The organism is Lactiplantibacillus argentoratensis (assembly GCF_037290055.1).
Lineage (GTDB): Bacteria > Bacillota > Bacilli > Lactobacillales > Lactobacillaceae > Lactiplantibacillus > Lactiplantibacillus plantarum.
This window is the reverse complement of the sequence record NZ_CP147647.1, coordinates 2,528,152-2,552,646: the sequence shown is the minus strand read 5'-3', so window position 1 is coordinate 2,552,646 and position 24,495 is coordinate 2,528,152. Positions and strand designations below refer to the sequence as shown.

The window sequence follows — 24,495 nt, the reverse complement described above, 5'->3', positions numbered from 1 at the left end:
CATTGCCGTTTTTTACGTTATACACCAGCCACTTGCATGATTTGTGATTAAAACATGCTGGTTCTTAAGTTCAAGAGCAGCCAGCTTAGGCCCGCTGGAAACTGGTGCGAGTTAGCGTAAACTTGCTTAGGGTGCGCGTCCTACACCGACCTCCAGGCATTTCTGCCAATTGCCGGAACGTGGTGGGCACAGATTTAAGCCGAAGCCCACGTCTTAAATACTGGCCTTTCACTAACCAAGCAAAGAACGCTTGCTAAGTGAAATTTCACCACTGGGCATTGTCAGAAACGCCTTCCAGTCGGGACAGTGTTCGAATGGCAGACGGCGATGTACCCAACTTTTGATGAATTAGTCGTTGTTCTTCATAAAACGGTAATTTTATCAATCAACTGTCAGACTGAAAGTGATATTGAGATAGCTCACCAACTCTGAATTATAATAATAAGATTGAAACTCCTGACAAAGTGCTTTACGCATCCTAACCCTTTGTTTAAAGTTCCATTATCAAAATAATCAGCGACCAATTGTACCAAGTTAAGTGGCCGTTCATCAGCCATTCGAGCGGCTTCCCGACTGGAGGGGCTGGGTGACAATGCTCAGTAGCCAAATTATTCTTAGCTGGAAGTGGGTTGCTTCCGGCTTAGAATAAGACTCGTATTTGAGATGACGCGGGTTGTGCGTTAGCTCAAATCGACGTCGGCTTACGTTCCAGCAATTGTCACCCAGCCCCGGAGGTCGGAATAGGACGATCATTGCTGACGAACAGGAATCCACCTAACCAGCACGTTTTAATCACAAATCAGGACAAATTAATTTGCACAATGTGTGTTCTTATCTGTGCTTGTCGGTTTATTGTTGCTGTGAATGGGGGATTACTTGGCATCATATGCGGCTTGGAAAATCTTGATGATGTCTTCTTTAGTACCTTTGCGTGGGTTAGAGAAGGCGTTACCGTCTTTAAGCGCATTAGTTGCCATGTGTTCGAAGTCTTCGATTTTGGCGCCAATTTCCTTGATGGAATGCGGAATACCAACGTCTTCGCTGAGCTGTTTCATCGCTTTGATAGCTAATTCGGCAGCATCACGAGTCGATAAGCCATCAGTGTTTTCGCCCATAATTTTGGCGAGTTCGGCGAAGCGTTCGGGGCACGCGATTAGATTATATTCTTCAACGTAGGGTAAGAGCAGCGCGCAGCAGACACCGTGGGGTGCGTCATATTGGCCGCCGAGCTGGTGGGCCATGGCGTGCACGTAACCTAGATTGGCGTTGTTAAAGGCCATGCCGGCTAACATTTCAGCTTCGACCATGTGTGTCCGGGCTTCTAGGTTATGCCCATTGGCGACGGCTTCACGTAATGATGTTTCGATTAATTTGATGGCCTGGATGCACTGTGAATCGGTAATCGGATTGTGATCGACAGAAACAAAGGGTTCGATAGCCTGGACAAAGGCATCCATGCCAGTTGCGGCCGTGAGTCCCTTAGGAACATCTAGCATGAGAGTGGGATCGTTAAAGGACACGAGTGGCATGTTACGCCATGAAGCAACGACGAACTTATAATGCGTTTCTTCATTCGTAATGACACAGTGACGGGTCAATTCAGAACCAGTCCCAGCGGTAGTGTTGACCGCAATCAGTGGTGGTAGGGCGTTCTTGAGCGTTTCAATCCCCGCTAACTTAGTGATGTCGTCGCCGTTAGTCATGATGATGCCGGCACCTTTTCCGGTATCGTGGGCAGAACCGCCGCCAATGGTAATCAGGGAGTCCGCTTGATTGGCTTGATATAAGGCTTTAACAGCTTGAATGTTATGAATTTTAGGGTTGGGTTCTACTTGATTATAAATCACGTAGACAATCCCGGCAGCATCCAGTGACCGCCGCACCTGAGCAACGGCGCCGTCTGGCAGACTTTCAAGAAATTTGTCGGTGACGATGACTGGTTTGTGCATACCAAGAGTTTTGGCACGCTCGCCGATTTTACTAATGACACCAGGACCGAAAAAGTTAACGCTAGGCATTAAGAAATCAAAATTACGTTCAGTCATATTAATAACCTCTTTTTATATTGTAATCGCTATCATTACTAATTTACGAATCAAATTATAGTCGTAATAATTACAATTTGCAATACTTTTTGGCTAATTAATTATGTTTTTCACAATATCGTTTAGAAAAGGTGCGGCGATCACGGTACACCTGTTGTAACCAAGTGTTAAATGACGGTGAACTATAGTCCTCATGCTATTTGATATTACTGCCTACAAAAAGACGACTAATTACAAAGATTCACAATCTTAGTAATTAGTCGTCTTTTTAGTGTGATCCAATAGAAAAATTGGATTAGTACCAGTGATGATGTTGCCAGAATCGTTTGGCCTTGACCCAGGAGCCGTAGCGCGAGGCGACGTAGGTATTAGCACGTTTTTCCTGATTGACGGGTGACAAGTTGCCGTGTAAGTATGAGCGCAACAATTGATAGCGACCGTAGCAGCGGCCATTATGAGCCGTATAACTGTATCCAGATTCACGATAGGCGATCCAATTTTTGGCAACGCGGTTGGCTTTCGAAAGCTTGGCGTTGATCTTGGCAATTTGCTGGGCTTGGCTAAGCTTCTTGGAGGCCTGGGCGGTGATTGTGGTTTGTGGTCCAAGACTAGTAGTCACGTTAACGACGACCCCGAAGACACAACTAGCCAAAACTAATAGCAACATGGTTTTAAAGTTAAATTTTTTCATGATATGTATAACCCCGTTTTATATTTTCCTAAGCTGATAAGTGTAGAATACGCCAATTATGTGTCAGCTATGTTAAAGAAAAGTTACTATGTTATTAAATGAACGTTTCCGTTATGAAATAGTTTTTGCCAATAACTGTTGTGGCAATTGTTTAGATGAATAATTGCGCTGACTATCACATGAAAAAATCATAATATTGTTAGGAAAACTAAAGCGCTTTATTGCCTTCGTTCGGTAATCTTAAATTGGAATAGCTTTACAAAAGTATTAAAGGAGTAAGTGAGGGAGTGCAATAATGGCAACAAAAGATAATGAAAAGATTACATTGATGGCGCTAGTCATGATGATCTTTACGACCGTTTTCGGATTTGCCACTAGTACGGTGGCCTATTATTTAATGGGTTACAGCTCGATTCTATTTTACCTAGTCGCAGCCGTACTGTTCTTCATCCCGTTCGCGCTAATGATGGCGGAGTTCGGGGCAGCGGTTAAGTCTGATAGTAGCGGGATGTACAAGTGGCTGGAAGTGAGTGTGAATGCGAAATTTGCGTTCGTGGGCACGTTCATGTGGTTTGCGTCGTACATTATTTGGTTAGTCTCAACGTCAGCTAAAGTCTGGATTCCGTTTACGACCATCTTCTTTGGGAGCGATCAAACGCAGCGCTTTGCGATGCTTGGTCTGAATGCGACGCAGATGATTGGGATTTTGTCCTGTCTATGGATGGTGCTAGTGACGTTCGTTTCCATCAAAGGGATGAAAGGCATTGTGCGGGTCACGAGTTTAGGCGGCCTGGCGGTGACCAGTTTGACTGCAATCCTGTTAGTGGTTTCGGGGGTCGTTTTAGCCTTGAATCACGGACAATTCGCACAACCGTTACAACATGTGATGACGTCACCAAATCCAAGTTATCAGCATCCAGTCGGGTTACTCGGGTTTGCCGTTTTCGCCATTTTTGCTTACGGTGGGCTAGAAGTTCTCGGTGGGATGGTTGATAAGACCAAGAACCCCGAAAAGACCTTCCCACGCGGAATTATTATTTCTGCCATCGTTATTACCTTAGGCTATGGCCTGGGAATCTTCTGCTGGGGGATTAGTACGAACTGGCAAGCCGTTTTGTCGAATCCAACGACTAACCTCGGTAATATTAGTTACGTCATGATGCAAAACTTGGGCTATGTTTTAGGGCAAGCGCTTGGTTTGAGTACAGCGGCCGCTAAGACAATGGGACTGTGGTTTGCACGGTACACCGGCTTAGGGATGTTCCTCGCTTACAGTGGGGCCTTCTTCACCTTAACTTATTCACCATTGAAGACGCTTATCTTGGGAACACCTAAGGAACTGTGGCCGAAGAAATTTACGAAGCTCAACAAAGCTGGTATGCCAAGTTATGCCATGATGGTTCAATGTGCCATCGTGATTGTGATCATTTTGGTGGCGTCCTTTGCAACGGCAGACGCGTCAGCCTTTTACAATGTGTTGACCTTGATGGCGAACGTTTCGATGACGTTACCATACCTCTTCTTGCTATACGCGTTTCCGAAGTTTAAGGAAAACCAGAACATTGTTAAGCCTTTTGAAGTGTACAAGTCATTGACTTGGACGAAAATTATTAGTTGGGTCGTGTTCATTGTCGTCTTAGGCGCGAATGTCTTCACGTTGATCCAGCCAATCTTGGAAACTGGGCAGATTCAAAATACGATTTGGATGCTAGTTGGACCAATTGTCTTCGGTGTGGCCGGGATTATTTGGTATCAAGTTCGAGAACGGCATGTCAATTAAATAACCAATTTCAAAATACCATTCGATTGCTGACTGATAAAACAGCATTGAATGGTATTTTTTAAGTGCCTTAATATGGGAAATTTAGTACACTCATTAGCAAAAGCTATCTAGGGGGGAATGGTCATGACATTGGGAACTGCGTTAAAGCAGGCACGCAAAGCCAAGCAACTCAATCAAAAGCAAGCTGCCCGGGGAATTTGTGCACAATCGATGCTGTCAGCAATTGAAAATGATCGCTACGTGCCGAATGCCCGGCTATTACTGGCGCTGTGTCAGCGATTAGGGGTCGCGGTTAGTACGTTGAGCCTAGCCGACGATTTTGAGATCAGTGCCGAGTAAGCGTTTAATGACCGCGTTCGGCAGATGTGCAATGCCCATCAGTATCAGCAATTGAAGGATTGGCTATTACAGCCAACCACTTTGGAACATGTTCAAACGGATGAGCAGACTCAGGCTTACTATTATTATCTGGGTGTCGCCTGTTGGCAGGTTGATCGCACATCGGATGCTGCACAACAAAATTTACGGCTGGCAATTGGTATGGCTGCTCCCAGCTCGCCGCCGACAACGTTGACACGCTTGGCCTTGATTTCGTTAGCCGTCGTTAAGGCGCACCACCATCCTCAAGCCCCAGTCGCGGCCTTAGTCACCCGGGCACTCGCTGACATTGATGCGAGTGCATATGAAGAAAATGCCAACATTGTTTTTTACCTTGCTGGGTTGGTGGCTTATGAACAACATGATTCCCAGTTGGCGGTGGCCCATTTGACGCAGGGGTTGGCCTTTGCGACTACACACGATTCACACTACATGCTGGCTAATATTTATCAGTTGATGGCGCAACTCGCAATGGCGGCGGGGGAGACTGCCACGGCGCAGGTTGCCAGTCAACGGTCACAAGTTTTCAAAGACCTGTTTAAAGAACAAATTAACGACCGCCTGTAAATTATCAGTATTCTGATTTTATGTTGGCGTCCCCACCGTGTATTTTATAATCACCAACTAAATACATGTGCACTTGATCTAACGGTCCGTTATTGATTTGGAGTGGTTGGCCGTAATAACGATGACCGGGTCAGGATGAACATTGGGGGTTATAAAATGACAACAGCATTATTTACGAATCAAGTATTAACACAGGCAACTCCAGCAACGGTGCGAGCATTGCTAGCAGATCCGCTGAACTTACCAGCATGGGCGACTGCCATTACCACGGTCAAGCCAACCGCGACGGGGTACGTGTTACAGCGGTCCGGTTCGGCTTTTGATCAGCCGGAACAGTTGCAGGTTACAGTCGGCGCTGACCAGGTCGTTTATCACAGTGAGGGGGGCCAATTGGGGTATGAAATTGTGTTCACCATGACGCCATTGGCCGAGCAAACTGCGGTCCAGGAAGAGGTCTCCCTTACGACCACACCGCCGAGCTGGCTGCCGTTGCCACTAGTGAAGCCCGTCATGCAACGGGACTTTCAGCGGAAGTTGGGTCAATTGGCAACATTAGCGGAGGAACAGCCGAATGACGATTAATGATGGGATGACGTTAATAAAAGTGTTAGTGACGTGGTGATCTGTCAGTTGGTTATTACGGGCCACTTTGATCGGCGTTGTTGGAATAATTGCCTATCGTTTTTTGAAGCAACGTCAATTTAAGTGAGTTAAGACGATGACAGCTTTTATGCCTAATATCTAATCGTAACTATTATTATTTAGTGTGCGTTTAACTATCATCCGAAAACTAATTCCGGTATTCTATGGGTATTCTTTTGAAGGAGGAAATCTCATGAATCAACCAGAATTACGTGACCCACGCTATTTATATAAGACAGATGGCTTTGATAAGCAGGATCAGGAGACGCCCGCACTACAAGCTAAGATGCGTCCTGAACCCGATTGTGGTGAGAAGAGTTACCAAGGACATGATAAGTTGTTGAATCGACGCGTTTTGATCACGGGTGGTGATTCGGGAATTGGCCGGGCCACCGCGATTGCTTTCGCGCGGGAAGGCGCTGATGTTGCTATTCAGTATTTGCCGGGAGAGGAGAAGGATGCTGAGGCGGTTGCCGAACTAGTGCGCGCTGCGGGCCGTCAAGCGTTATTATTACCTTGTGATTTCAAGGATGTTGACGTTGTGACCGACCTCGTGGAACGGACAATCGCTGAATTTGGTGGTATCGACACCCTTATCCTCAATGCGGGGCAACAGATTTCACAACCTTCACTGGCTAAGCTGCCGATCGAACAGGTGCGTGCGACCTTCGAAGTGAATATCGTCGCGATGTTTGCGTTAGCTCAGGCGGCCTTGCCAAAGATGCCCGCTGGCGGTAGCATCGTCACCACGACTTCGATTCAAGCCTATGCGCCGAGTGGTCATCTATTAGATTATGCTGCGACTAAGGCGGCCATCAAGAACTTTACGATTAATTTAGCAGCCGAAGCGGCCGAAAAGGGGATTCGGGTCAATGGCGTTGCTCCCGGGCCAATCTGGACGCCCTTACAACTAGATCAAGGCCAGCCAATCGAGGCGCTGCCGAAATTTGGCCAAGACACCTTGCTCAAACGAGCGGGACAACCCGCAGAACTGGCACCAGTGTACGTCTTTTTAGCTTCTAACGACGCGAGCTATGTGACCGCGCAAATTTATGGCGTGACTGGTGGTGGCGTGATTAATTAGGTGCTCACTGCAAGTTAATTCCTGATTGGCTTGAATAAATCATAAGTGGCTACCTTGGATGTATGTATTCAAGGTAGCCACTTTAGTGTGTTTAATGATCTGATGAGGCGTTCATTAAGTAGTCCAGCGTTGCCGTTCCCACCGCTTTGGCTGCAATTAGTAAACAGTCTTCATTCATCATAAAATCAGGGCTGTGGTGCGGGTGGGTCTCACCCGGAGCTGGTTGACAGCCGGCATAGATAAAGGTGCTGGGTTTGGCTTGTGCAAAATAGGCGAAGTCCTCCGAGGGGTCTTGGGGGCCGCAGTCGAATATTTTAGTGATTTCTGGAATCTGAGCAGCTTGAATACTGGCGATGACGCGCTGTGTCAGGGTTGCATCATTCATGAGTACCGGATAATTATCATCGTAATCAAGCGCAACTTGGACACCGAAAGTCGCCCCGATACCGTTCGCAATTTTAGTAATCTGGTCACGGATTGTCTGGCGCGTGTTTTCGTCCATAATCCGAACATCGCCCTTGAGGGTGACTTGCGCTTTGATCGCATTGAAGGAACCGACGCCGTCGAATGAGCCGATGGTGACACTGCCGGTATCAAATGGGTCAATCCGACGGGAAATAACGGTTTGTAAGGCGGTTACAAAGTAACTTCCAGCAACGATTGCATCGTTTGAGAGGTGGGGCATCGAGGCGTGCCCACCCTTACCCGTGAAGGTGACCGTAAAATTAGCCCGCCCGGTCTGCGTCGCATTTAAGTGATAGGCAATCGAGCCCGTCGGCATGGTACTCATCACATGCACCCCAATGACGTTATCGATGCTGTCTAGGACACCAGCAGCCAACATACCCTTAGCACCACCCGGTGACACTTCTTCAGCGGGTTGGTGGATAATGCGGACGCGACCACGTAGCTGATTTTTCAGCCCGAGTAAGGTCTTCGCCAGTACCATGAGATAAGCAGTATGACCATCGTGACCACAGGCGTGCATGACATTGGCGTTTTGCGATTTAAATGATAAGTGGTTGTCTTCTTGAATCGCGAGGGCGTCAAAATCAGCGCGTAATGCTAATTGAGGTCCAGGTTGACCGCTATCGATGTCGACGACGAAGCCGTACCCATCACCATAAGCGGTGGTTGAGACGCCCAGTTCACGATAGAACGCTTTGATGTAAGCTGCAGTTTGTTCTTCATGAAATGAAATCTCGGGGTGGGCGTGTAAGTGGCGACGAATCTTGATCATTTCCGGTTCCGCCGCCGTGAGTTGTTGCATGAGTTGTGCTTGAAGGGTCATTAGAATCTTCCTTTCTGATCGTTAGTCAGGCGCTATCATTAGTGTAGCATCAAACGAGAAGCTTGGTGTTGATCATGCTATGGCAGACAGTCATTAGACATACTGTGGCATAGTGGGCAGCGTGACCATGTGTGAGATGATAGTATTAGCACGAGATGGTAAATGCGCCAACTGACGATGATGTGGATGTCAAAATGGACCGGTAGTTGATTGTATCGCTACCGGTCCATTTTTGAATTTAGTCGTCATCTGGATTAAAAATTAGTGACTTGTTTAATGTTGGCTTTTAATACGGGTAATTTAACAGCTGGGCTAGTTTTCTTATTCGGGACGCGTTGCGTAATCCGTAGCCCATGACTGCCGTGCTTTAGTTGGGCGTTCGAAAGGAAAAGGTTAGTTCTTGGGCGGGTGGTTTTAATGGTCTTGAGGTAACGACCATTTTGCGTAATCGTGAGTGTCGTGTGACTGGCATTGGCAACCGTATAATGGATGCCCCTAGCCGTTTTTTCAGCACTGATGACTATTACTCGCGGCGCCGCGTAGCGCTTGGCTGGAATGGTTGCTAGTACTTGTGAGCCGTCGACGAGCTTAAAGGTTCCGTAACCTTGAAACGGCTGAGTAATCGTGAATTTACCGGGTTTAACGGTCGAAGTTGCGACCGGTTTACCCTGATAGTTTAAGACGAGTTTGGCGTGACGACTTGTTTGACCCCGAATGATCAAAGCATGGGATTGGGAACTGTAAGTAGTCGTGACCTTCTTAGTCGCGGCCGTGGCTGTTGTCGTGAGTCCTCCTAAGCTAGCAACTGTGGTAACTGCAATAACTGAAAGCAAACCTTTGTTAACACGCATGGCGAGTACTCCTTTCTAACAAGGCGTTCGGTGTCTTGGCTGATTGGATTAGTGCTGTCGATGTGGTGGTTAAATACAATGACATGAATACGGTTAGCCCCCTATAGCTTAGTTGGATTATAGCAGGGAAGCAGTTTGCCAGTAAAAGATTGTCGATAATTAGTTGATTATCCAAATAATTAATTTAGTGATGTGGAAAAATATCACATGATGTAAATGTGGTCCTTATTCTATGGTAACGGCCGTTGTAACTGTGTGTGAGTGTTAAAGGGCCTGTTATATCTGCACATCGTATTCGTTATTTCTCCCACACATACTGAATTATTATCATCGTAATCTGTTTTTGCAAAAGATATGATATATTGATTGTCCTGACTGTTAATTTCAGGTACCCTAAACAGGAGACCACAATTATGAGGAGGAACGATTGATGAAGATTTTGATGCCATATTTTAAGCGGTATCGACTAGACGTCTGGATTGCGATGTTGTCGGTCATCGTCTTAGTGTTTGCGACGTTATGGCAACCGCGATTATTGCAAGTCATTATGGAAGCCATTATCAAGAATGATCAGGCTACGGTATTCCGTGAAGGGCTGATGTTGCTTGGTTTGGCCGTACTGGGAATCATTGGTGGGATCGTGAATACGATATACGCAGCCCGAGTGGCCCTTGGTGTGGCGACCGACTTGCGAGCTGACCTATACGCTAAGGTCCAGTCATTAGCCTACGCTGACGTGGAAAAATTTTCACCGTCCAACTTAGTGGTACGAATGACGAACGATATTAATCAAGTCCAACAGATTGTGATGGCTGGCTTTCAGCAGATTACCCGGATCCCATTACTATTCATCGGGGCACTGATTCTCGCTGTGATGACGATGCCTGAGCAGTGGTGGGTCATTGTTGTCATGATGGCGGTAATCTTAGGGGTCGCACTGATTGCAGTGCGGCGAATGACTAAATACTTTGCACAAACGCAACAAAATATTGAAAACGTCAATACGGTTGCTCGCGAAAACCTAATGGGGATTCGGGTTGTTAAATCGTTTGTTCAAGAACCAAACGAGATCAAAAAGTTTTCGGCCGCATCCGATGAATTAACCGCTGTGACCGCTAAAATCGGGTACTGGTTCGCTATTCTAATGCCGGCATTCTTTTTGACGGCCAACGTAGCGGTCGGGGTTGCCGTTTACTTGGTCGGTCAAACGATTACGACGCACCCGGCCTATTTAGCAGCTATTACGAGTTTTATTTCTTATTTAATGCAGATTTTATTTGCCGTGATCAACGGGGGCTTTCTCATGACTTTTGCGTCACGGGCCGTCATCTCACTTGGTCGAATCGGCGAAGTGATGACTACCGAACCAAGTATGACCTACGTTGATGGCGACGCGGCGCCCGTAGTTGGTGATATTCACTTTGATCACGTAACCTTCACTTATCCGGGAGATGCGCAGCCAACGCTAAAAGATGTGACCTTTACGGTAAAAGCAGGGTCCATGCTGGGAATCGTTGGGGCCACTGGATCGGGTAAGACGACGTTGGCCCAGTTGATTGCGCGCTTGTATGATCCGGATAGTGGAACGGTCTCCATCGGTGGAATTGATGTGCGGGCCTTACCAGAAAAAGCCCTTCGATCCACGGTGGCCTATGTCTTACAACGGTCCACGCTATTTTCTGGCACGATTGCGGGTAACTTACGGCAAGTTAAGCCGGACGCCCAGCCTAGTCACATGCAATGGGCGGCTAATATTGCGCAGTCTGCGGAATTCATTGAACGGTTGCCACAGACGTACGATGCCCCCGTGGAAGAACGGTCACAGAACTTTTCAGGTGGTCAGAAACAGCGACTAGCGATTACGCGTGGCGTGATTGCCAATCCAGAAATCTTGATTTTAGATGATGCGACTTCGGCACTCGATGCGCGTTCAGAAAAACTTGTTCAAGAAGCTTTGGATCGTGAGTTGAAGTCAACGACGACCGTGGTCATTGCCGAAAAAATTGCTTCAATTATTCGTGCGGATCAAATCTTAGTGTTAGATAATGGTCGCATTTCGGGCCAGGGGACTCACCACGAATTGCTTCAAGATAGTGCGATTTATCGCGCTATTTATCAAACGCAAAAAGCACGGGAGGAGGGCTTACATGAGTGATTTACGCAATGCTGGTAAATATTACTGGCACTATTTAAAACGCTACTGGTTAGGCTTCTTACTAAGTGTGATTCTGATTGCCTTTTCGACTTGGTGCATTGTGGTCGCACCGACTTATCTGGGACGAGCCGTGGAGGAGCTGACGCAGTACTTGCAGCAGTGGACGGATCAAGCGACTCGGGCACAAGCAAGCTTGCAACCGTTCAACCGGACCCTGATCATCTACGTCTTGTTGTATGTCGGTGATGCTAGCACGATTTTTATTGCGAGCTTGATCTTAGCACGCGTGACGGCCTTTTCGACCGGGACAATGCGGGTAGGCCTATTTCGGAAGATGCAACGGATGAAGGTTCAATACTTTGATACGCATAGTGACGGGGATATTCTGGCTCGGTTCACCTCTGACCTAGATAATATTTTTAATGCCATGAATCAAGCCTTGCTAGAAATTTTATTAGCCGTGGCTCAGTTTGTTGGCCTGCTAATTGTGATGTTTAATCAAAACACTACGATGGCGTGGGTGACGATGGCTTCTACGCCGGTTGCATTAATTATCGCGGCGTTTGTCATGCACAAGGCTGGCGTCGCGGTGAACCAACAACAGGATGATATCGGTCAACTGAATGGTTATATCAATGAACAAATTACTGGTCAAAAAGTCTTGATTACCAACGGCTTACAGCAGGACTCCTTGAAAGGCTTTCATCAGTATAATGGTAAGGTTCGCCAGTCAGCGTTGACGGGTCAAATCTGGTCAGGTATTTTGAATCCACTGATGCAAGGGATGTCACTGCTTAACACGGCAATTGTCATCTTCTTTGGCTCATGGTTAGCGCTGAATGGGAGTATGTCGACTGGAGCAGCTTTGGCGCTGGTCGTGGTGTTCGTTAACTACGCCCAACAGTACTACCAGCCAATTATGTCATTGACTAGTTTATATAGTATGATTCAGTTAGCGATTACTGGTGCACGGCGGGTCGATGAAGTCCGTAATCAACCGGATGAAGTGAGCCCCGCTAACGGTCAAGCGCTCGACGGGATTCATGATGAATTACTGATTGATAATGTGCGCTTTAGTTACTTACCAGGTAAAGAAATCTTGCATGGCGTGTCGATCCATGTGCGCCGCGGTGAGATGGTGGCACTCGTTGGCCCAACTGGTTCGGGGAAAACGACGGTCATGAATTTGTTGAATCGCTTCTATGATGTTGATAGTGGTGCGATTACGTTTGATGGGGTGAATATTCAAGACTTTGATCTCCAGGTGTTACGGCAAAATGTCGGGATTGTCTTACAGGAACCCCAGTTGTTTACGGGCACGATTGCGGATAATATTCGTTACGGGGACCCAACGGCTAGTATGGATCGGGTCATCGATGCGGCGAAGCAGGCTAATATTCATGACTTTGTGATGAGCCTGCCAGATGGCTATCAGACGCGCGTTTCCGACGAACAGAGTATTTTTTCTGCTGGTCAAAAGCAGTTGATGTCAATTGCCCGGACGATTTTAACAAATCCCAAGTTGCTGATTTTGGATGAAGCGACTTCGAACGTTGATACGGTGACGGAAGCCAATATTCAAGCCGCAATGGACAACGTCATCCAAGGGCGAACCAGCTTTGTCATTGCTCACCGCTTGAAAACAATCCTGAATGCCGATAAAATCGTTGTATTGAAGGATGGTCAAATTATTGAACAGGGGAACCACCATGATTTATTAGCGGCAAACGGCTTCTATGCGGAACTGTATCGTAATCAGATGGTCTTTGAGTAATGAAAGTATAAGGAGTCGGACATGGCAGGGCAAGAGCAACAAGTGCGGGTTTCAATCCCAGTCTCAGCATTAAAACGAGCCGGGATTGATCGCGATGATCAGTTACAGTTAAAGGTGCGCAATGAAGCACTAGTCTTAGAGAAGATTAAGCCACGTCAACCACAGTGGCAGCAATACTTGATAATCTGGCCGCTGTTGGTTGCAATCCTATCGGGGTTAGCCAGTTACGGGTACTGGTGGTTTCAAAAAGTGCGACCAGTTCCACTGACAGGTGTGCAATCAATCGGGAGTTTGACGATTGTGGCCGGTGTGGTTACCGGCGCAGTGCTATTTGTCGGCTTTTTCTTAAAAACGCGTAATGATCCAGAAAATCGATTTTCGCGCCATATTTATTGGCGGAACTTTCCAGTTATTACGATTGCGTTTATTATGATCTTAGCCTTTGCGCTGGTCGGGGCTTTCTGGGTATTAGAATTATTATTTCCAGATGTCATCTTCGATCGCTTTACATCTATGTTGCTACTGGTCTTGTTTACGTATTTTGCGGATGCGTTCATGATTAGCGCTGCGTTGACGATAAATGCGCGGTCGTTATCAACGATTTTAACGGTGGTGATTGTCAGTGGCTGTGTTATCTCAATGGCCGCCAATGGTCAACGGCGATGGTGGCAGCATAATTTAAGCTTTTTAGGGACGCATGCCGCTGAAAATGCCTGGCAATTCAACTTGACACTGATTTTTTCGGCGTTATTGATGGTCGTTCTGATTGACTATCTATTTGTTTCACTTAGTCGAATTTATCCGCGTACTTGGCGAACGTCAACCTTGCGGATATTGTTGACGTTGACCGCTGTCGATTTCGGGGCGGTCGGGCTATTTCCTAACAACCTGACGTTTCACTGGTTACATGACTTAGTTGCTGGTGGCTTGGTCACGTTGTTAGTCTTGTTGATTGTGGGGGTGCGGTGGCTATTACCAGCCGTGACGAAAGATTTTCTGTGGCTCTCATACGGCGTTGGCGTGGTGCTATTACTACTCAACTTTGGTTTTCGCTGGTTCGGGTACCCATCGCTGACGGCATTTGAGATTCAAGCCTTTGCGATTTCGTTTGGCTGGTTGTTGATGCTATTTTCACGTCTACAAGCGTTAGTCAATGAAGACCCGGAATTGTTGACGATTAAGTTGGAGCAGGAAAGTACGGCGGGGCAATAGGTTTTATTTCGGTAGATATTGTTTTAAATATTGATTGCTGATATGCAAAAAGAGGTTATGCCACATGCGTCAGTGTGTGGCATGACCTCTTTTGTGCAAGTTAAGAAGCGCTATTATGGCTGGTATTAAGCACCAAGTTTCCGGGTAAGAAGACGGTAGATTTTCTACATGAATTTACGAAGTTGGTCCCGACTGAAACGCAGAGCCACTCAGAAAATGACATTAAAAAGGCAACTGTTCGTGGTCACGGTACGTGCTGGTGAACGGGTGCCTTTTCGGGGCTTAAGTCTAATTTGAAGTCTGCAATTATTTGTTAACGGATACTGGCATTCAACCTGATTTTAATTTATAATTAGTTAAAAGAACATATGTTCTTTTAACGACGAATTATTGAGTCAGGTTTCATCCAAAAGTGAGTGTCATGGGGGCGAGCGACATGCGGCTATCGTTAAAATTCGAGCAGCAGCATGAGGTTTATTTTGGATTACCAGCAAAATGTTAAGGTGAACAACGACTGCGATTGTGCCGATTAATTGGAAGGGAGTCATTATATTGATGGAACAGCGAACATACATGGCAATTGATTTAAAATCATTCTATGCCTCAGTCGAATGTGTTGCTCATCAACTCGACCCATTGAATGCCAATTTGGTTGTCGCTGATACGAGTCGCACTGATAAGACGATTTGTTTGGCGGTTTCGCCAGCACTAAAGCAATTTGGTGTTCCAGGGCGGCCCCGGTTATTTCAAGTTGAACAACGGGTCGCAACTTTAAATCGCGCCCGTGGTCGTCAGACTTCCTATCAGGCGGTTCGGCGGCATCGCTCAATTTATCGTGATCAGCTCCTCAAGCATGCTAATTTGGGTATCGATTATCGGGTCGTTCCCCCACGAATGAGTTATTACATGCAGAAGAGTGCTGCGATTTATGATATCTATTTGCGCTTCATTAAGCCGGAACATATTCACGTGTACTCGATTGATGAAGTCTTCATGGACGTCACAGACTACTTAAGTACTTTTCAGGTTTCACCGCACGCACTGGCAAAGACGATGATTCACGAGATTCAGGCCGAGACCGGGATCACGGCGACGGCTGGGATTGGTGCTAATCTCTACTTAGCTAAGGTGGCGATGGATATTGTTGCCAAGAAGATTCCCGCTGACGCTGACGGTGTTCGGATTGCACAGATGGATGAGCAGCAATATCGGCAATACTTATGGGCGCACGAGCCGTTGACTGATTTTTGGCGAGTCGGTCATGGCTATGCTAAGCGGTTGGCAGCCCTGGGGCTCAATACGATGGGTGACATTGCGCGCTGTTCACTAGGAACCTTGTCGGATTCTCATAATGAAGAACAATTATATCGTGAGTTTGGTAAAAACGCGGAACTGTTAATTGATCATGCGTGGGGCTGTGAGTCGACAACAATTGCTGACATCAAAAATTACCATGCTAGCGAACATGGTATATATGCCAGTCAAGTGTTGATGCGACCGTATACTTATACTGAAGGGCAAGCCGTGTTACGCGGCATGGTGAATAATTTGACACTCGAACTGGTTGCTCGCCACGTGGTGACAGATCAGTTGGGAATTCGTATTGATTACGATGCTAATGCTTTGTCAGTTGGCACGCATCATCAGGGTGCGGTCACCGAAGACTACTATGGGCGACAAGTACCAAAGCCCGCCCATACCACGGTGACATTAGCGCAGGCGAGTGCTTCACAACACGAGCTAGGGGCTGCGTATCAACAGCTTTATCAACAAGTCGTTAATCGTCAATTGATGGTTCGACGTGTGACCGTTATGGCGAACCATTTGGTCGACGAACAGCAGGTTAGGCGCCAACCTCGGTATCAACAAACTAGCTTATTTGAAAATCCAGAAGTGGCCCAAGCGCAAGAACGAGACGCACAACGCCAACGTGAACGCGATGGGCAATTGCAACGCGCCATTTTGAAATTACAACGTCGTTCCGGGAATAAGAATGTCGTCATTCGCTTGGCAGATCTAAAACCGAGTTCAACTACGATTGAACGTAATGAGCAGATTGGGGGACATCGTGCCTAATGACAAAGGAAGCCAGTACTACTGCGTTATTTAATGATACGAGTCGCTATGCGGATATTTTAGAGTGCTCGCGACCTACTTCAAGGCATTTACCAATGCCCCAAGCAGACCGCGCTGCCCAATTTGCGCCGTTCGCGGCGTTGACTGGTTATCATGACTTGATTGAAAAACGCGCTGCAATCTATGCCCATAAACACTATCCAAATGCTCAGGATAAACGAGCTGTGGTGACCCAGTTGAAACAGATTGCAGCGTTACCAAAACTACCATTGCTCAACGTCGATTATTTTAACGATACCGTTGGCTATTATCAGACGGCAACTAGCCAGTTGGTTAAGCTCGATTGGCATCAAGCCCGGATTTATCTAACGGCACCAGCAAGTATTGCGATGGCCAATATCCGTAGCGTTTCTATAGCGAATTAATCTTAATTAAGGACGGTTCCAATGACTAAAATTAGTCGTTAGAACCGTCCTTTTAAGATTAATGATTATTTTATTTCGCGGTGATTTGCATTCGTCCGTGCTTTTTAGAATGATATAGATTGGCGTCGACGTGCTGATAAAAGGCCGTTGGTGATTGGTCATCAGCTGCTAATTCTGATAGGCCAATCGAGATCGACAGTTGGATTTGATGATCATTAACTGGTACAGCGATATGATTGATGGCCGCAAATAGTTGTTCAGCGACCGCAAGTGCTTCGGTTAAATCATAGTTGGGGAAGATAACGTTAAATTCCTCGCCACCGGTTCGATATAGTGAGATTTGCGGATTATTAGCATGAAAGACAATCGTAGCTACTTGGGCGACGTGCTGAAGAATTTTGTCGCCAGCCAAGTGACCATAGGTGTCGTTGACTTGTTTGAAGTGGTCGATGTCAAACATCAGCATGGTCAATTGTGAGCCGTTTTTCCGACTGCTTGTAACCTGATAATTAATGGCTGTTTTGTAAGCTGCAAAATTTTCGATTTTGGTCAGAGCGTCGTGATTAGCGAATGCGACCAGATTCTGTTTGAGGTGTGCATTGGCTGACAACATGCTGGCGTAGATATAGAGTAAGGAAGCAAAGACGAGTAGGTAGGTCCATTCTTGCCAATAAGTTGCCCATGATAAGTTGAACTTAAGCTTCATGAACCACCAGAGAACGGCCCCAAAACCAGCACAAGTGACTAAATAAAGTGCGACTTGTCCCTGTTTCGTTTGGAGTGGGACGTGTTTACGTAACCGGCCGAGCACCGTAAAGAAGAGAATTAATGTGACGGCGTGTCCCCACGATTCCCAGTAGTACAGAGAGTGATTAAAACCCATAAAGATAAAGACAAGCGGATACAAGTAGTAATAGCGGACACGTACATTGAGAAAGTAGCCACAAAAAGTTAGCGCGATGAGCTGGAAATTCATGAAAATCCAGGCGTCGTTCTGGCCCACAACGGCAACTTGCATCCCAAAGACAAATAACATCATGTAGATTAAGCCGTACCAGTCGGTAATAAGCGATTGGTCAACCCGCCAATGATGAGTATTGAAGAAGTTGATAATCCAATTTTGTGAGACCCAAAAAAGGGTCAGTACTCCGAGGATGAAAAAAACGCTCGTAATAAATGGGGTTATCTCCCAATGTGACCAAGTCATACGCAAACACCTTTCAAATTGCAAAATCTGCGTTGGTTCAAATTGAATGACGCAGGTATAAGTATATCCCTTTAACCGCTAAATAGCGACTATGATTATGGCTTTGGGAGCGTTGTTATAAGCAAACATCAGCGGGCCTCCCAGTTGTACGACGCCGAATGGAATTAAAGCAACGCAACCAGCCTGGGGTTAAGGTTTAAAATGCCCGAGTTGGTGCGGTGAGCGTGGGGGTAGCATCGTTGACGAAGGCCGGGGAGTCGTCGTAATAATACCCAGTTGGTCGGGACGTGCTGTAATAAAACCGGTGTTTACCAGCCAAGCATTAATCGTTACCGGACCGACAAATTTAAAACCAACTTGTTGTAAGTGCTGTGCGATGCGATCGCCAGTAATTGTTGTGCGTGGGAGTTCATCATAATACTGGGGCTGGATAATTAATTGTTGATGGCCCAATTGTTGCCAGAGATAGTCTTTAAAAGACTGTGTGGTCCGAATTTGTTGAATCAGGCGAGCGTTGTGAATCACGGCTTCGATTTTACGACGGTTTCGTATGATGGCCGAATTGCTGAGGAGACCGGTGATTTGTTCTGGGCGGTACGCTGCCACCACCTCAATTTGCCAGGCGTCAAATGCTGCGCTGAATGCTGAGCGCTTATTGAACACGACGGCCCAGTTGAGACCAGCGGCAAAACCGCCAAGACTCAGAAATTCAAATAATTGTTCATCGCGCTGAACCGGGATACCCCATTCGTGTTCAAAGTAATACCGGTAGCCGGCATCGTACGGATAGTAACGATTGAATAGTGGATCATCATTAAACCAGTTGGTAATCATTAAACAAGCCTCATTTCCAAATCAATTAGTAGACACTAACTAAATACGGTAAATGGGTCGGAAAACATGTGGATAAAAAAACTTTTCCAATCCTCCTGAGAATGGAAAAGTTAACTTAAAGCGTGTTCAACGATGATCTTTGATTACAAGGTTAGTTGGCATGTGGCGAACGGTTTTCGTCGCGTGGTCACGCTTGATCTGAGCTAGAATGGTCCTCATACTGACTGTGGCAGTCAGATCTTTTTTAAAAGTATGCACACCAAAGCTGTCATAAGTGACCTGGTCATTTTTGAGTGTGAACCAGTTCGGCTGGAGTTGCTTGGCATCGGCCTTAATGTGTTTATCAGACCAAACCAGATACTTAGTTTGCCCCTGGTCAGTGTAAATTTCGACCTGCCAACCCAAGCTGAAATCACTAACTTCTTGCCAACGCTGAATCTTTAAGTGCTTGATCGCGTAATAAATAATGCAGCTGTATTTTAAAGCAGGCTGTTTAGCAATGGTCGTTTCGGTAATCGGTTGTGGTTGTTGGATAACGCGTGATTTGTGAACCGTAGTTGTGGTGGCTCGCGGGGTGCGGTGTAGGGTGCTGAGACCAACAATGGTACCGATAATAAAAACAGTGATAATCGGAATCAGAATTTTTTTCATAAGAAACTCCTAACGAATAAAATTGTAAAACGTAAATATTACTATTTACAAAAATGACATTTATTGCTATTCTTTAAAACGTAATGATTACTATTTAAAAAGGGAGTGGCAATTGTGAAACGTTTGTGGCTATTACTAGGTGGACTTGTTATTGGTGGGGGCTTGTTAACGGGCTGTCAGTCTAAGTCAACGACTGCTGAATCGCATAAGGTCAACATTGTTGCGACGACGAATTTTTATGGTAGTGTGGCAAAAGCTGTCGGTGGCAAGCACGTCAGCGTGACGTCAATTATCAACAAACCGTCCGTTGATCCCCATGATTTTGAGCCAACACCAACCGTGGCTAAGACGGTTGGTCAGGCTGATCTCGTCATCGCTAATGGCATCGGCTATGATGGCTGGATGAACAAGGTCGTGCACTCGACGCAACGAGCCAAATTGATTCGGGTCGGCGAGGACGTGATGCATCGCAAGGAAGGGGCTAACGAGCATCTCTGGTATGACAGTGCAACGATGCCCGCCACCGCGAACTATCTCGCTAATCAGTTAGCTAAAAAGCAACCCCAGTATCGCACGTATTTTAAGGCCAACGCCCGCAAGTACATCGCCACGCTTAAACCGATTCAACAGGAACAGGCCAAGTTACGAGCGAAGGCTAACAAGTTAAAGAATCGGCAAGTGTTAGTCAGTGAGCCCGTCTTTGATTACGCATTGACCAGTTTAGGGTTTAAGGTTGCTAATCAAGACTTTGAAAATGCGATTGAGAAGGGCACTGACCCAGCACCGCAAGTTATCCACAAGATGCAGCAGGCATTAAAGAGTCGGCAAGTCGCCTTCTTTGTGAATAACAGCCAAGTTAGTGATAAATTAGTGACTAACATGGTGTCATTAGCCAAGAAGAATCAGGTGCCAGTGTTGAATGTGACTGAAACCATGCCAGCTAAGTTGACTTATCAACAGTGGATGTTGGCACAGTATCGCCAGCTCAACCAGTTATTGTCCGATTAAGGGACGGACCTGCAAGGCGACGACGCCCAATTGCGCAACTTGGACGGGGGAATACAACGTTAGCATTTCTTGAACCATCTGTGTTACCGGCGTTCCCGGGGCACTGCCGACTTGAACGGCGGTGTACTCGCTCAGTAAGGATTCAAAACTAGCGAAACGCGTGATGTCGATGAGCTGAGTGGTGAGCTGCTGGCCAGTCGTCAGATCGATGAAATTTACAATGTCACCGACTTGTAAGGCTTGGCGTTTCGCATCGTTTAAACGGATTTCAATTGTTTTGAGCCCCGATTTTATTAACAGCCATTGTGGATGAATCAATTGCATGGTGGTCATTGAACGTCCTCCTAATCAGTTTAGTCTTAATTATAGTGGATAACTAACGAAATAGGGGCCTAAATAATGGCAATGATGTGCCTGAACACCGGATATTGGTGGTAGGTAGCTGGCGCCTGTCTATAATTAGGCTAACAATACAAGGGGGATGGCACAATTGGCAAAACGAACAGCGATTCCAGTTAGATTACAAATCGTTGGCACGATGAGCGCATTAATCGTCATGTATGCGTGGGGCCGCTCACTAATCGGCCAGCCGTTGCAATTGGGCAATCAACAGTTTACTTGGTTAGGGTTGGTTTACTTGACCGGCGCTTTTCTGTTCTTGTTAGTAGCCCCATGGCTGACCAATCGTTTAGCGTTGACGCCGTTTGACTTCATAGCGATGACGGATCATCTGGCAATGGGGTGGTTGGGGTATCTTATCTTAATCTTAGTCGTTCCGGTATGGTTTCAGCCGGCCAATTCCGGGCTTACACTCGGCGTGCTTTCCAGTGTGGTTGGTGGAATTTGTATGGATGTTCCGCAGAATGTGACCTGGGGTATCCGGGTACCCTGGACGTACAACTCGCCAGTGATCTGGAAGAAAGTCAACTGGCTGACCGGACTATTGTTATTAATCGCCAGTTACGGCATGGTTGGCATCGGCTGGGTATGGCCCACACTGTTCCCAATCTATCAAGTGAGTGCCATTGTGGGAATTATCGTGATTGCGTTGGGCTATGCGCACCATTTGGCCCACTTGACGTAAGTTGTGTTGGTGATTATTAACACGGCAAATTGATATACGCGGATCATAATTAGGGGTCGCGAGTGGCACAAGTCACGTTAATCGTGGTTAGTTGAAGCGTTGTTAACAATCGTTGAACGGCAAAAAAGGCTGGAAAATTCCAGCCTTTTTTAGTGTCTTTTTAATAGAGGGCCCAGGCTTGCATGCCTTGTGCGTGGTACAAGTTAACTGCGGCGTCGATTTGTTGTTGAACGGAACCACCACTAATATGGATGTTTTGGAATAAACCGTATGCACCACTTGCACCGTTAACGACGTGTGGTTGCCAGTTAGATTCACGATTGATGATGTGATTCCAAGTTCCGGCGTCAACACCAGTCCGTGCTTGCATTTGACCGAGCACGTAACTTTGTAGGTTATCACCCGAATAGCTTTCAGTTGCTGGGGTAGTTGCTGGTGCCGAAGCAACCGTCTCGTTAGTTTGTGCCGGTGTTGTTTGAGTCGTAGTTGTGGCCTGTGTTTGAGCTGGCTGGGTTGGTGTGGTGACCGGTGCCTGCTGAACTGGCGCTGAAGCGACCGGTGTCGCTGGTGCTTGACTAGTAAGGTCCTGGGCGTTCACCCCTGGAATCCGTAATTGTTGGCCTGGTAAAATTAAATGGCCGTGAATGTTGTTGGCTGTTTCGATTGATTCGATCGTCGTCTTATATTCTTGTGAAATTGCCCAGACACAGTCACCCTTCTTAACGGTGTAAGTTGCGTCGGCGTGTGCAGAAACAGTTCCGGCCAATAGTAGGCCAACCGTTGCAGCGGATGTTGTTAAGATTGTGGTTAATAATTTTTTCAAGTTATACTCTCCCATTTTTGTAAGCAATCAGCGTGTCGTACAATTGTTGATCAACAAAAATTAGTATAGCGGCGACTTATTACTCGCATGTGTCGCTAATTTTAAGAAGCGATTGCGAGATTCTGAGAAAATTATGGGGAGCAAATATTTTACTGAATAGTTGAAGACTATCGTGACGGGACGTATCGGTGACAATATATCGGCTACTAATATAAAAAATATGACAGAAATAGCAATATAATAATTACTGAAATTACCGATAGTTGAGCCAGTTAGCAAAAATAGCGGCAATTACAATGTTTAACGTGACATTCCCAATATTAAATAGTTAATACCGGTATTGTTCTTATAAGTTTAAAAGGATGTTGATTATAGAAAGTAATTTAACGCAACAAAAAAAGTCGGGAAGGAATCCCGACTTTGTCTTAATAGTTTTAGATTAAAGGGCCCAAGCAGCCATACCTTGTGCTTCATATAAAGCAACGGCAGCGTTAACTTGTTCTTCAACAGAACCACTGCTGATGTGCATGTTCTGGAATAACCCGTAGGCACCACTAGAACTGTTGCGGACGTATGGTTGCCAGTTGGATTCACGCGTAATAATCGTGTTCCAAGTCGAAGCTGAGACACCAGTCCGTGATTGCATCTGACTTAAAACGTAACTCTTCAAATTGCTACCAGTGTAGCTTGAAGTCGTGGAGTCAGTTGAACTCGTTGAAGTGGTCGTCACGGTTGTGTTGCTAGTTGAACTAGAACTAGTCGTTGAAGCACTTGAACTCGTTGTGTTTGAAGTCGTTGACGAGGTGTTGTTATCAGAACTGGTTGAACTCGTCTTAATAGATAGTTTTTGACCAGGTAAGATGTAGTGACCCTTGATGTTATTAGTCGTTTCAACATGATTAATAGTTGTGTTGAATTTTTGTGCGATGGCCCAAACGGAATCACCGCTCTTAACGGTGTAAGTTGAGTCGGCGTTAGCGTTGAGGACACCGGCGAATAATAAACCAGCGGCTGCAGCTGAGGTAGTTACGATTGTACTTACAAGTTTTTTCAAATTAGACACTCCTATAAATTTTGTGATTATCGATTAATTAAGTTACTGACAAAAATCTTAACTGCGATGTCATTCGCAATCAACAGAACCCAGTCTAACGCCTCCGTGTTACTTGTTAGTGTCGCGAGTTTTAAGAACGCAATGCAAAGATTACAAGAATACGGACTTTTGTAATCTTCGTAACCGAACTGTGACTTTGAAAAAGGCTGGTTAAATCGGTTGATAGGGGACAGTGACAAGCTCAGTCAACCAAGTTGAGGTTTGCCTAAAATTAACATTATGACGTGAAATCACCCAAAATTCAGCCATAAAAAAAGCCGATTATTTTAGTATAATCGGCTTTTAGTGCTTGAAAATGGCCTCAAACACGGCTATTTAACAGTTTATTCCGTCACTGGAAATGGATCTGCTAAACCGAGGGCTTGTTTTTCAGACTTCGCTTGAGCAATTTCCTCTTGCACTAATTCACGCGCGTGCGGATCACTATATAGGTTTAATTTGTAATCCACTTCCTTCAGATTTTTCATGATTTGGGCTTGCTGAGCAAGAATAGCATTGCGGTGAGTCGTCAGCAGCTCTCGTCGTTGTGCAATCGATTGGGGACCTGCCATGACATAACTGATATATTGGCGAATAGCACTGATTGCCATACCGGTATTTTTGAGGCAAATAATCGTATGTAATAGATGAAGATCACCATCTGTAAATGCTCGGTAGCCGGATTCATTGCGACTGACAAAGGGAAGTAAGCCTTGTTTATCATAAAAACGCAAGGTGTACGCACTTAGTCCGACCTTATCAGCGACTTCTTTAATCGTATAGGTCAAAAAGATTCCTCCTAACACTTGCCTTAGAGTGTT

At 46.0% G+C, this 24,495-nt stretch carries 21 protein-coding genes and 1 pseudogene; 11 read left to right on the top strand and 11 right to left on the bottom strand.

The genetic code is table 11. From position 1 onward, the window contains the following. Positions 1-872: 872 nt before the first annotated feature. Positions 873-2,045, bottom strand: coding sequence for an iron-containing alcohol dehydrogenase (locus V7R88_RS12240; RefSeq protein WP_054398019.1), 1,173 nt, complete (start codon positions 2,043-2,045; stop codon positions 873-875). A 295-nt stretch (positions 2,046-2,340) separates the two neighbouring features. Beyond that, the gene (locus V7R88_RS12235) at positions 2,341-2,736 is read right to left on the bottom strand and encodes a hypothetical protein (RefSeq protein WP_057717666.1); all 396 of its coding nucleotides are present in this window, start codon (positions 2,734-2,736) and stop codon (positions 2,341-2,343) included. 295 nt (positions 2,737-3,031) lie between these two features. On the opposite strand from V7R88_RS12235, the gene yjeM reads away from it, so the two are divergent. From yjeM to V7R88_RS12215, 4 genes and pseudogenes are all read left to right on the top strand, one after another. After that, a complete protein-coding gene (gene yjeM / locus V7R88_RS12230; RefSeq protein WP_338816260.1) occupies positions 3,032-4,516 on the top strand; it encodes a glutamate/gamma-aminobutyrate family transporter YjeM in 1,485 nt (494 codons plus the stop codon). A 126-nt stretch (positions 4,517-4,642) separates the two neighbouring features. Then, positions 4,643-5,464: pseudogene (locus V7R88_RS12225) on the top strand (helix-turn-helix domain-containing protein). A gap of 156 nt (positions 5,465-5,620) precedes the next feature. Then, a complete protein-coding gene (locus tag V7R88_RS12220) occupies positions 5,621-6,046 on the top strand; it encodes an SRPBCC family protein (RefSeq protein WP_054398024.1) in 426 nt (141 codons plus the stop codon). A 253-nt stretch (positions 6,047-6,299) separates the two neighbouring features. After that, on the top strand, positions 6,300-7,190 hold the full coding sequence (locus V7R88_RS12215) for an SDR family oxidoreductase (protein ID WP_054398026.1): 891 nt from the start codon (positions 6,300-6,302) through the stop codon (positions 7,188-7,190). Between the two features lie 91 nt (positions 7,191-7,281). On the opposite strand, the gene V7R88_RS12210 is transcribed toward V7R88_RS12215, so the two are convergent. Next, positions 7,282-8,481 carry an amidohydrolase gene (locus tag V7R88_RS12210; RefSeq protein ID WP_054398028.1) on the bottom strand — a complete coding sequence of 400 codons (1,200 nt, stop codon included), beginning with the start codon at positions 8,479-8,481 and terminating at the stop codon, positions 7,282-7,284. A gap of 254 nt (positions 8,482-8,735) precedes the next feature. Further along, positions 8,736-9,332: a hypothetical protein gene (locus V7R88_RS12205; protein WP_226319794.1), complete on the bottom strand. Its 597-nt coding sequence runs from the start codon at positions 9,330-9,332 to the stop codon at positions 8,736-8,738. A gap of 430 nt (positions 9,333-9,762) precedes the next feature. Here V7R88_RS12205 and V7R88_RS12200 point away from each other — a divergent pair, with 430 nt between their 5' ends. From V7R88_RS12200 to V7R88_RS12180, 5 genes are all read left to right on the top strand, one after another. Then, complete coding sequence (locus tag V7R88_RS12200; RefSeq protein WP_054398030.1) at positions 9,763-11,487, top strand: ABC transporter ATP-binding protein; 1,725 nt, start codon at positions 9,763-9,765, stop codon at positions 11,485-11,487. Further along, positions 11,480-13,261, top strand: a complete 1,782-nt coding sequence (locus V7R88_RS12195) for an ABC transporter ATP-binding protein (RefSeq protein WP_129531777.1) — start codon at positions 11,480-11,482, stop codon at positions 13,259-13,261. Before V7R88_RS12200 ends, V7R88_RS12195 begins: the two co-directional genes overlap by 8 nt. Positions 13,262-13,282: 21 nt before the next feature. Continuing rightward, entirely contained in the window at positions 13,283-14,473 is a 1,191-nt protein-coding gene (locus V7R88_RS12190) for a hypothetical protein (RefSeq protein ID WP_057717671.1), read from the top strand. Between the two features lie 555 nt (positions 14,474-15,028). After that, entirely contained in the window at positions 15,029-16,549 is a 1,521-nt protein-coding gene (locus V7R88_RS12185; RefSeq protein ID WP_057717672.1) for a Y-family DNA polymerase, read from the top strand. Then, positions 16,549-16,974, top strand: a complete 426-nt coding sequence (locus V7R88_RS12180) for a hypothetical protein (protein ID WP_057717673.1) — start codon at positions 16,549-16,551, stop codon at positions 16,972-16,974. The genes V7R88_RS12185 and V7R88_RS12180 overlap by 1 nt, the downstream gene beginning before the upstream one ends. Positions 16,975-17,044: 70 nt before the next feature. On the opposite strand, the gene V7R88_RS12175 is transcribed toward V7R88_RS12180, so the two are convergent. The 3 genes from V7R88_RS12175 to V7R88_RS12165 form a co-directional block, all read right to left on the bottom strand. Continuing rightward, positions 17,045-18,181: a GGDEF domain-containing protein gene (locus V7R88_RS12175; protein ID WP_057717674.1), complete on the bottom strand. Its 1,137-nt coding sequence runs from the start codon at positions 18,179-18,181 to the stop codon at positions 17,045-17,047. Positions 18,182-18,370: 189 nt separating this feature from the next. Continuing rightward, complete coding sequence (locus V7R88_RS12170; protein WP_161325465.1) at positions 18,371-19,015, bottom strand: DNA-3-methyladenine glycosylase I; 645 nt, start codon at positions 19,013-19,015, stop codon at positions 18,371-18,373. A 126-nt stretch (positions 19,016-19,141) separates the two neighbouring features. Then, complete coding sequence (locus tag V7R88_RS12165; protein WP_057717676.1) at positions 19,142-19,666, bottom strand: hypothetical protein; 525 nt, start codon at positions 19,664-19,666, stop codon at positions 19,142-19,144. 114 nt (positions 19,667-19,780) lie between these two features. Between V7R88_RS12165 and V7R88_RS12160 the strand changes: the two genes are divergently transcribed. Continuing rightward, positions 19,781-20,674, top strand: coding sequence for a metal ABC transporter solute-binding protein (locus tag V7R88_RS12160; RefSeq protein WP_003643364.1), 894 nt, complete (start codon positions 19,781-19,783; stop codon positions 20,672-20,674). Here the strand turns inward: V7R88_RS12160 and V7R88_RS12155 are convergent. Continuing rightward, a complete protein-coding gene (locus V7R88_RS12155; RefSeq protein WP_054398044.1) occupies positions 20,660-21,007 on the bottom strand; it encodes an ASCH domain-containing protein in 348 nt (115 codons plus the stop codon). The two genes, V7R88_RS12160 and V7R88_RS12155, sit on opposite strands and share 15 nt — an antisense overlap. A 148-nt stretch (positions 21,008-21,155) precedes the next feature. Between V7R88_RS12155 and V7R88_RS12150 the strand changes: the two genes are divergently transcribed. Then, positions 21,156-21,758: an SdpI family protein gene (locus tag V7R88_RS12150; protein ID WP_129531775.1), complete on the top strand. Its 603-nt coding sequence runs from the start codon at positions 21,156-21,158 to the stop codon at positions 21,756-21,758. 160 nt (positions 21,759-21,918) lie between these two features. Here the strand turns inward: V7R88_RS12150 and V7R88_RS12145 are convergent, their stop codons facing one another. The 3 genes from V7R88_RS12145 to V7R88_RS12135 form a co-directional block, all read right to left on the bottom strand. Next, positions 21,919-22,581 (bottom strand): LysM peptidoglycan-binding domain-containing protein, encoded by a 663-nt coding sequence (locus tag V7R88_RS12145; protein ID WP_080392734.1) that lies wholly within the window; start codon positions 22,579-22,581, stop codon positions 21,919-21,921. Between the two features lie 439 nt (positions 22,582-23,020). Continuing rightward, positions 23,021-23,635 (bottom strand): LysM peptidoglycan-binding domain-containing protein, encoded by a 615-nt coding sequence (locus tag V7R88_RS12140; RefSeq protein WP_015825922.1) that lies wholly within the window; start codon positions 23,633-23,635, stop codon positions 23,021-23,023. 383 nt (positions 23,636-24,018) lie between these two features. Then, entirely contained in the window at positions 24,019-24,462 is a 444-nt protein-coding gene (locus V7R88_RS12135) for a MerR family transcriptional regulator (RefSeq protein ID WP_003642271.1), read from the bottom strand. Positions 24,463-24,495: the final 33 nt, after the last annotated feature.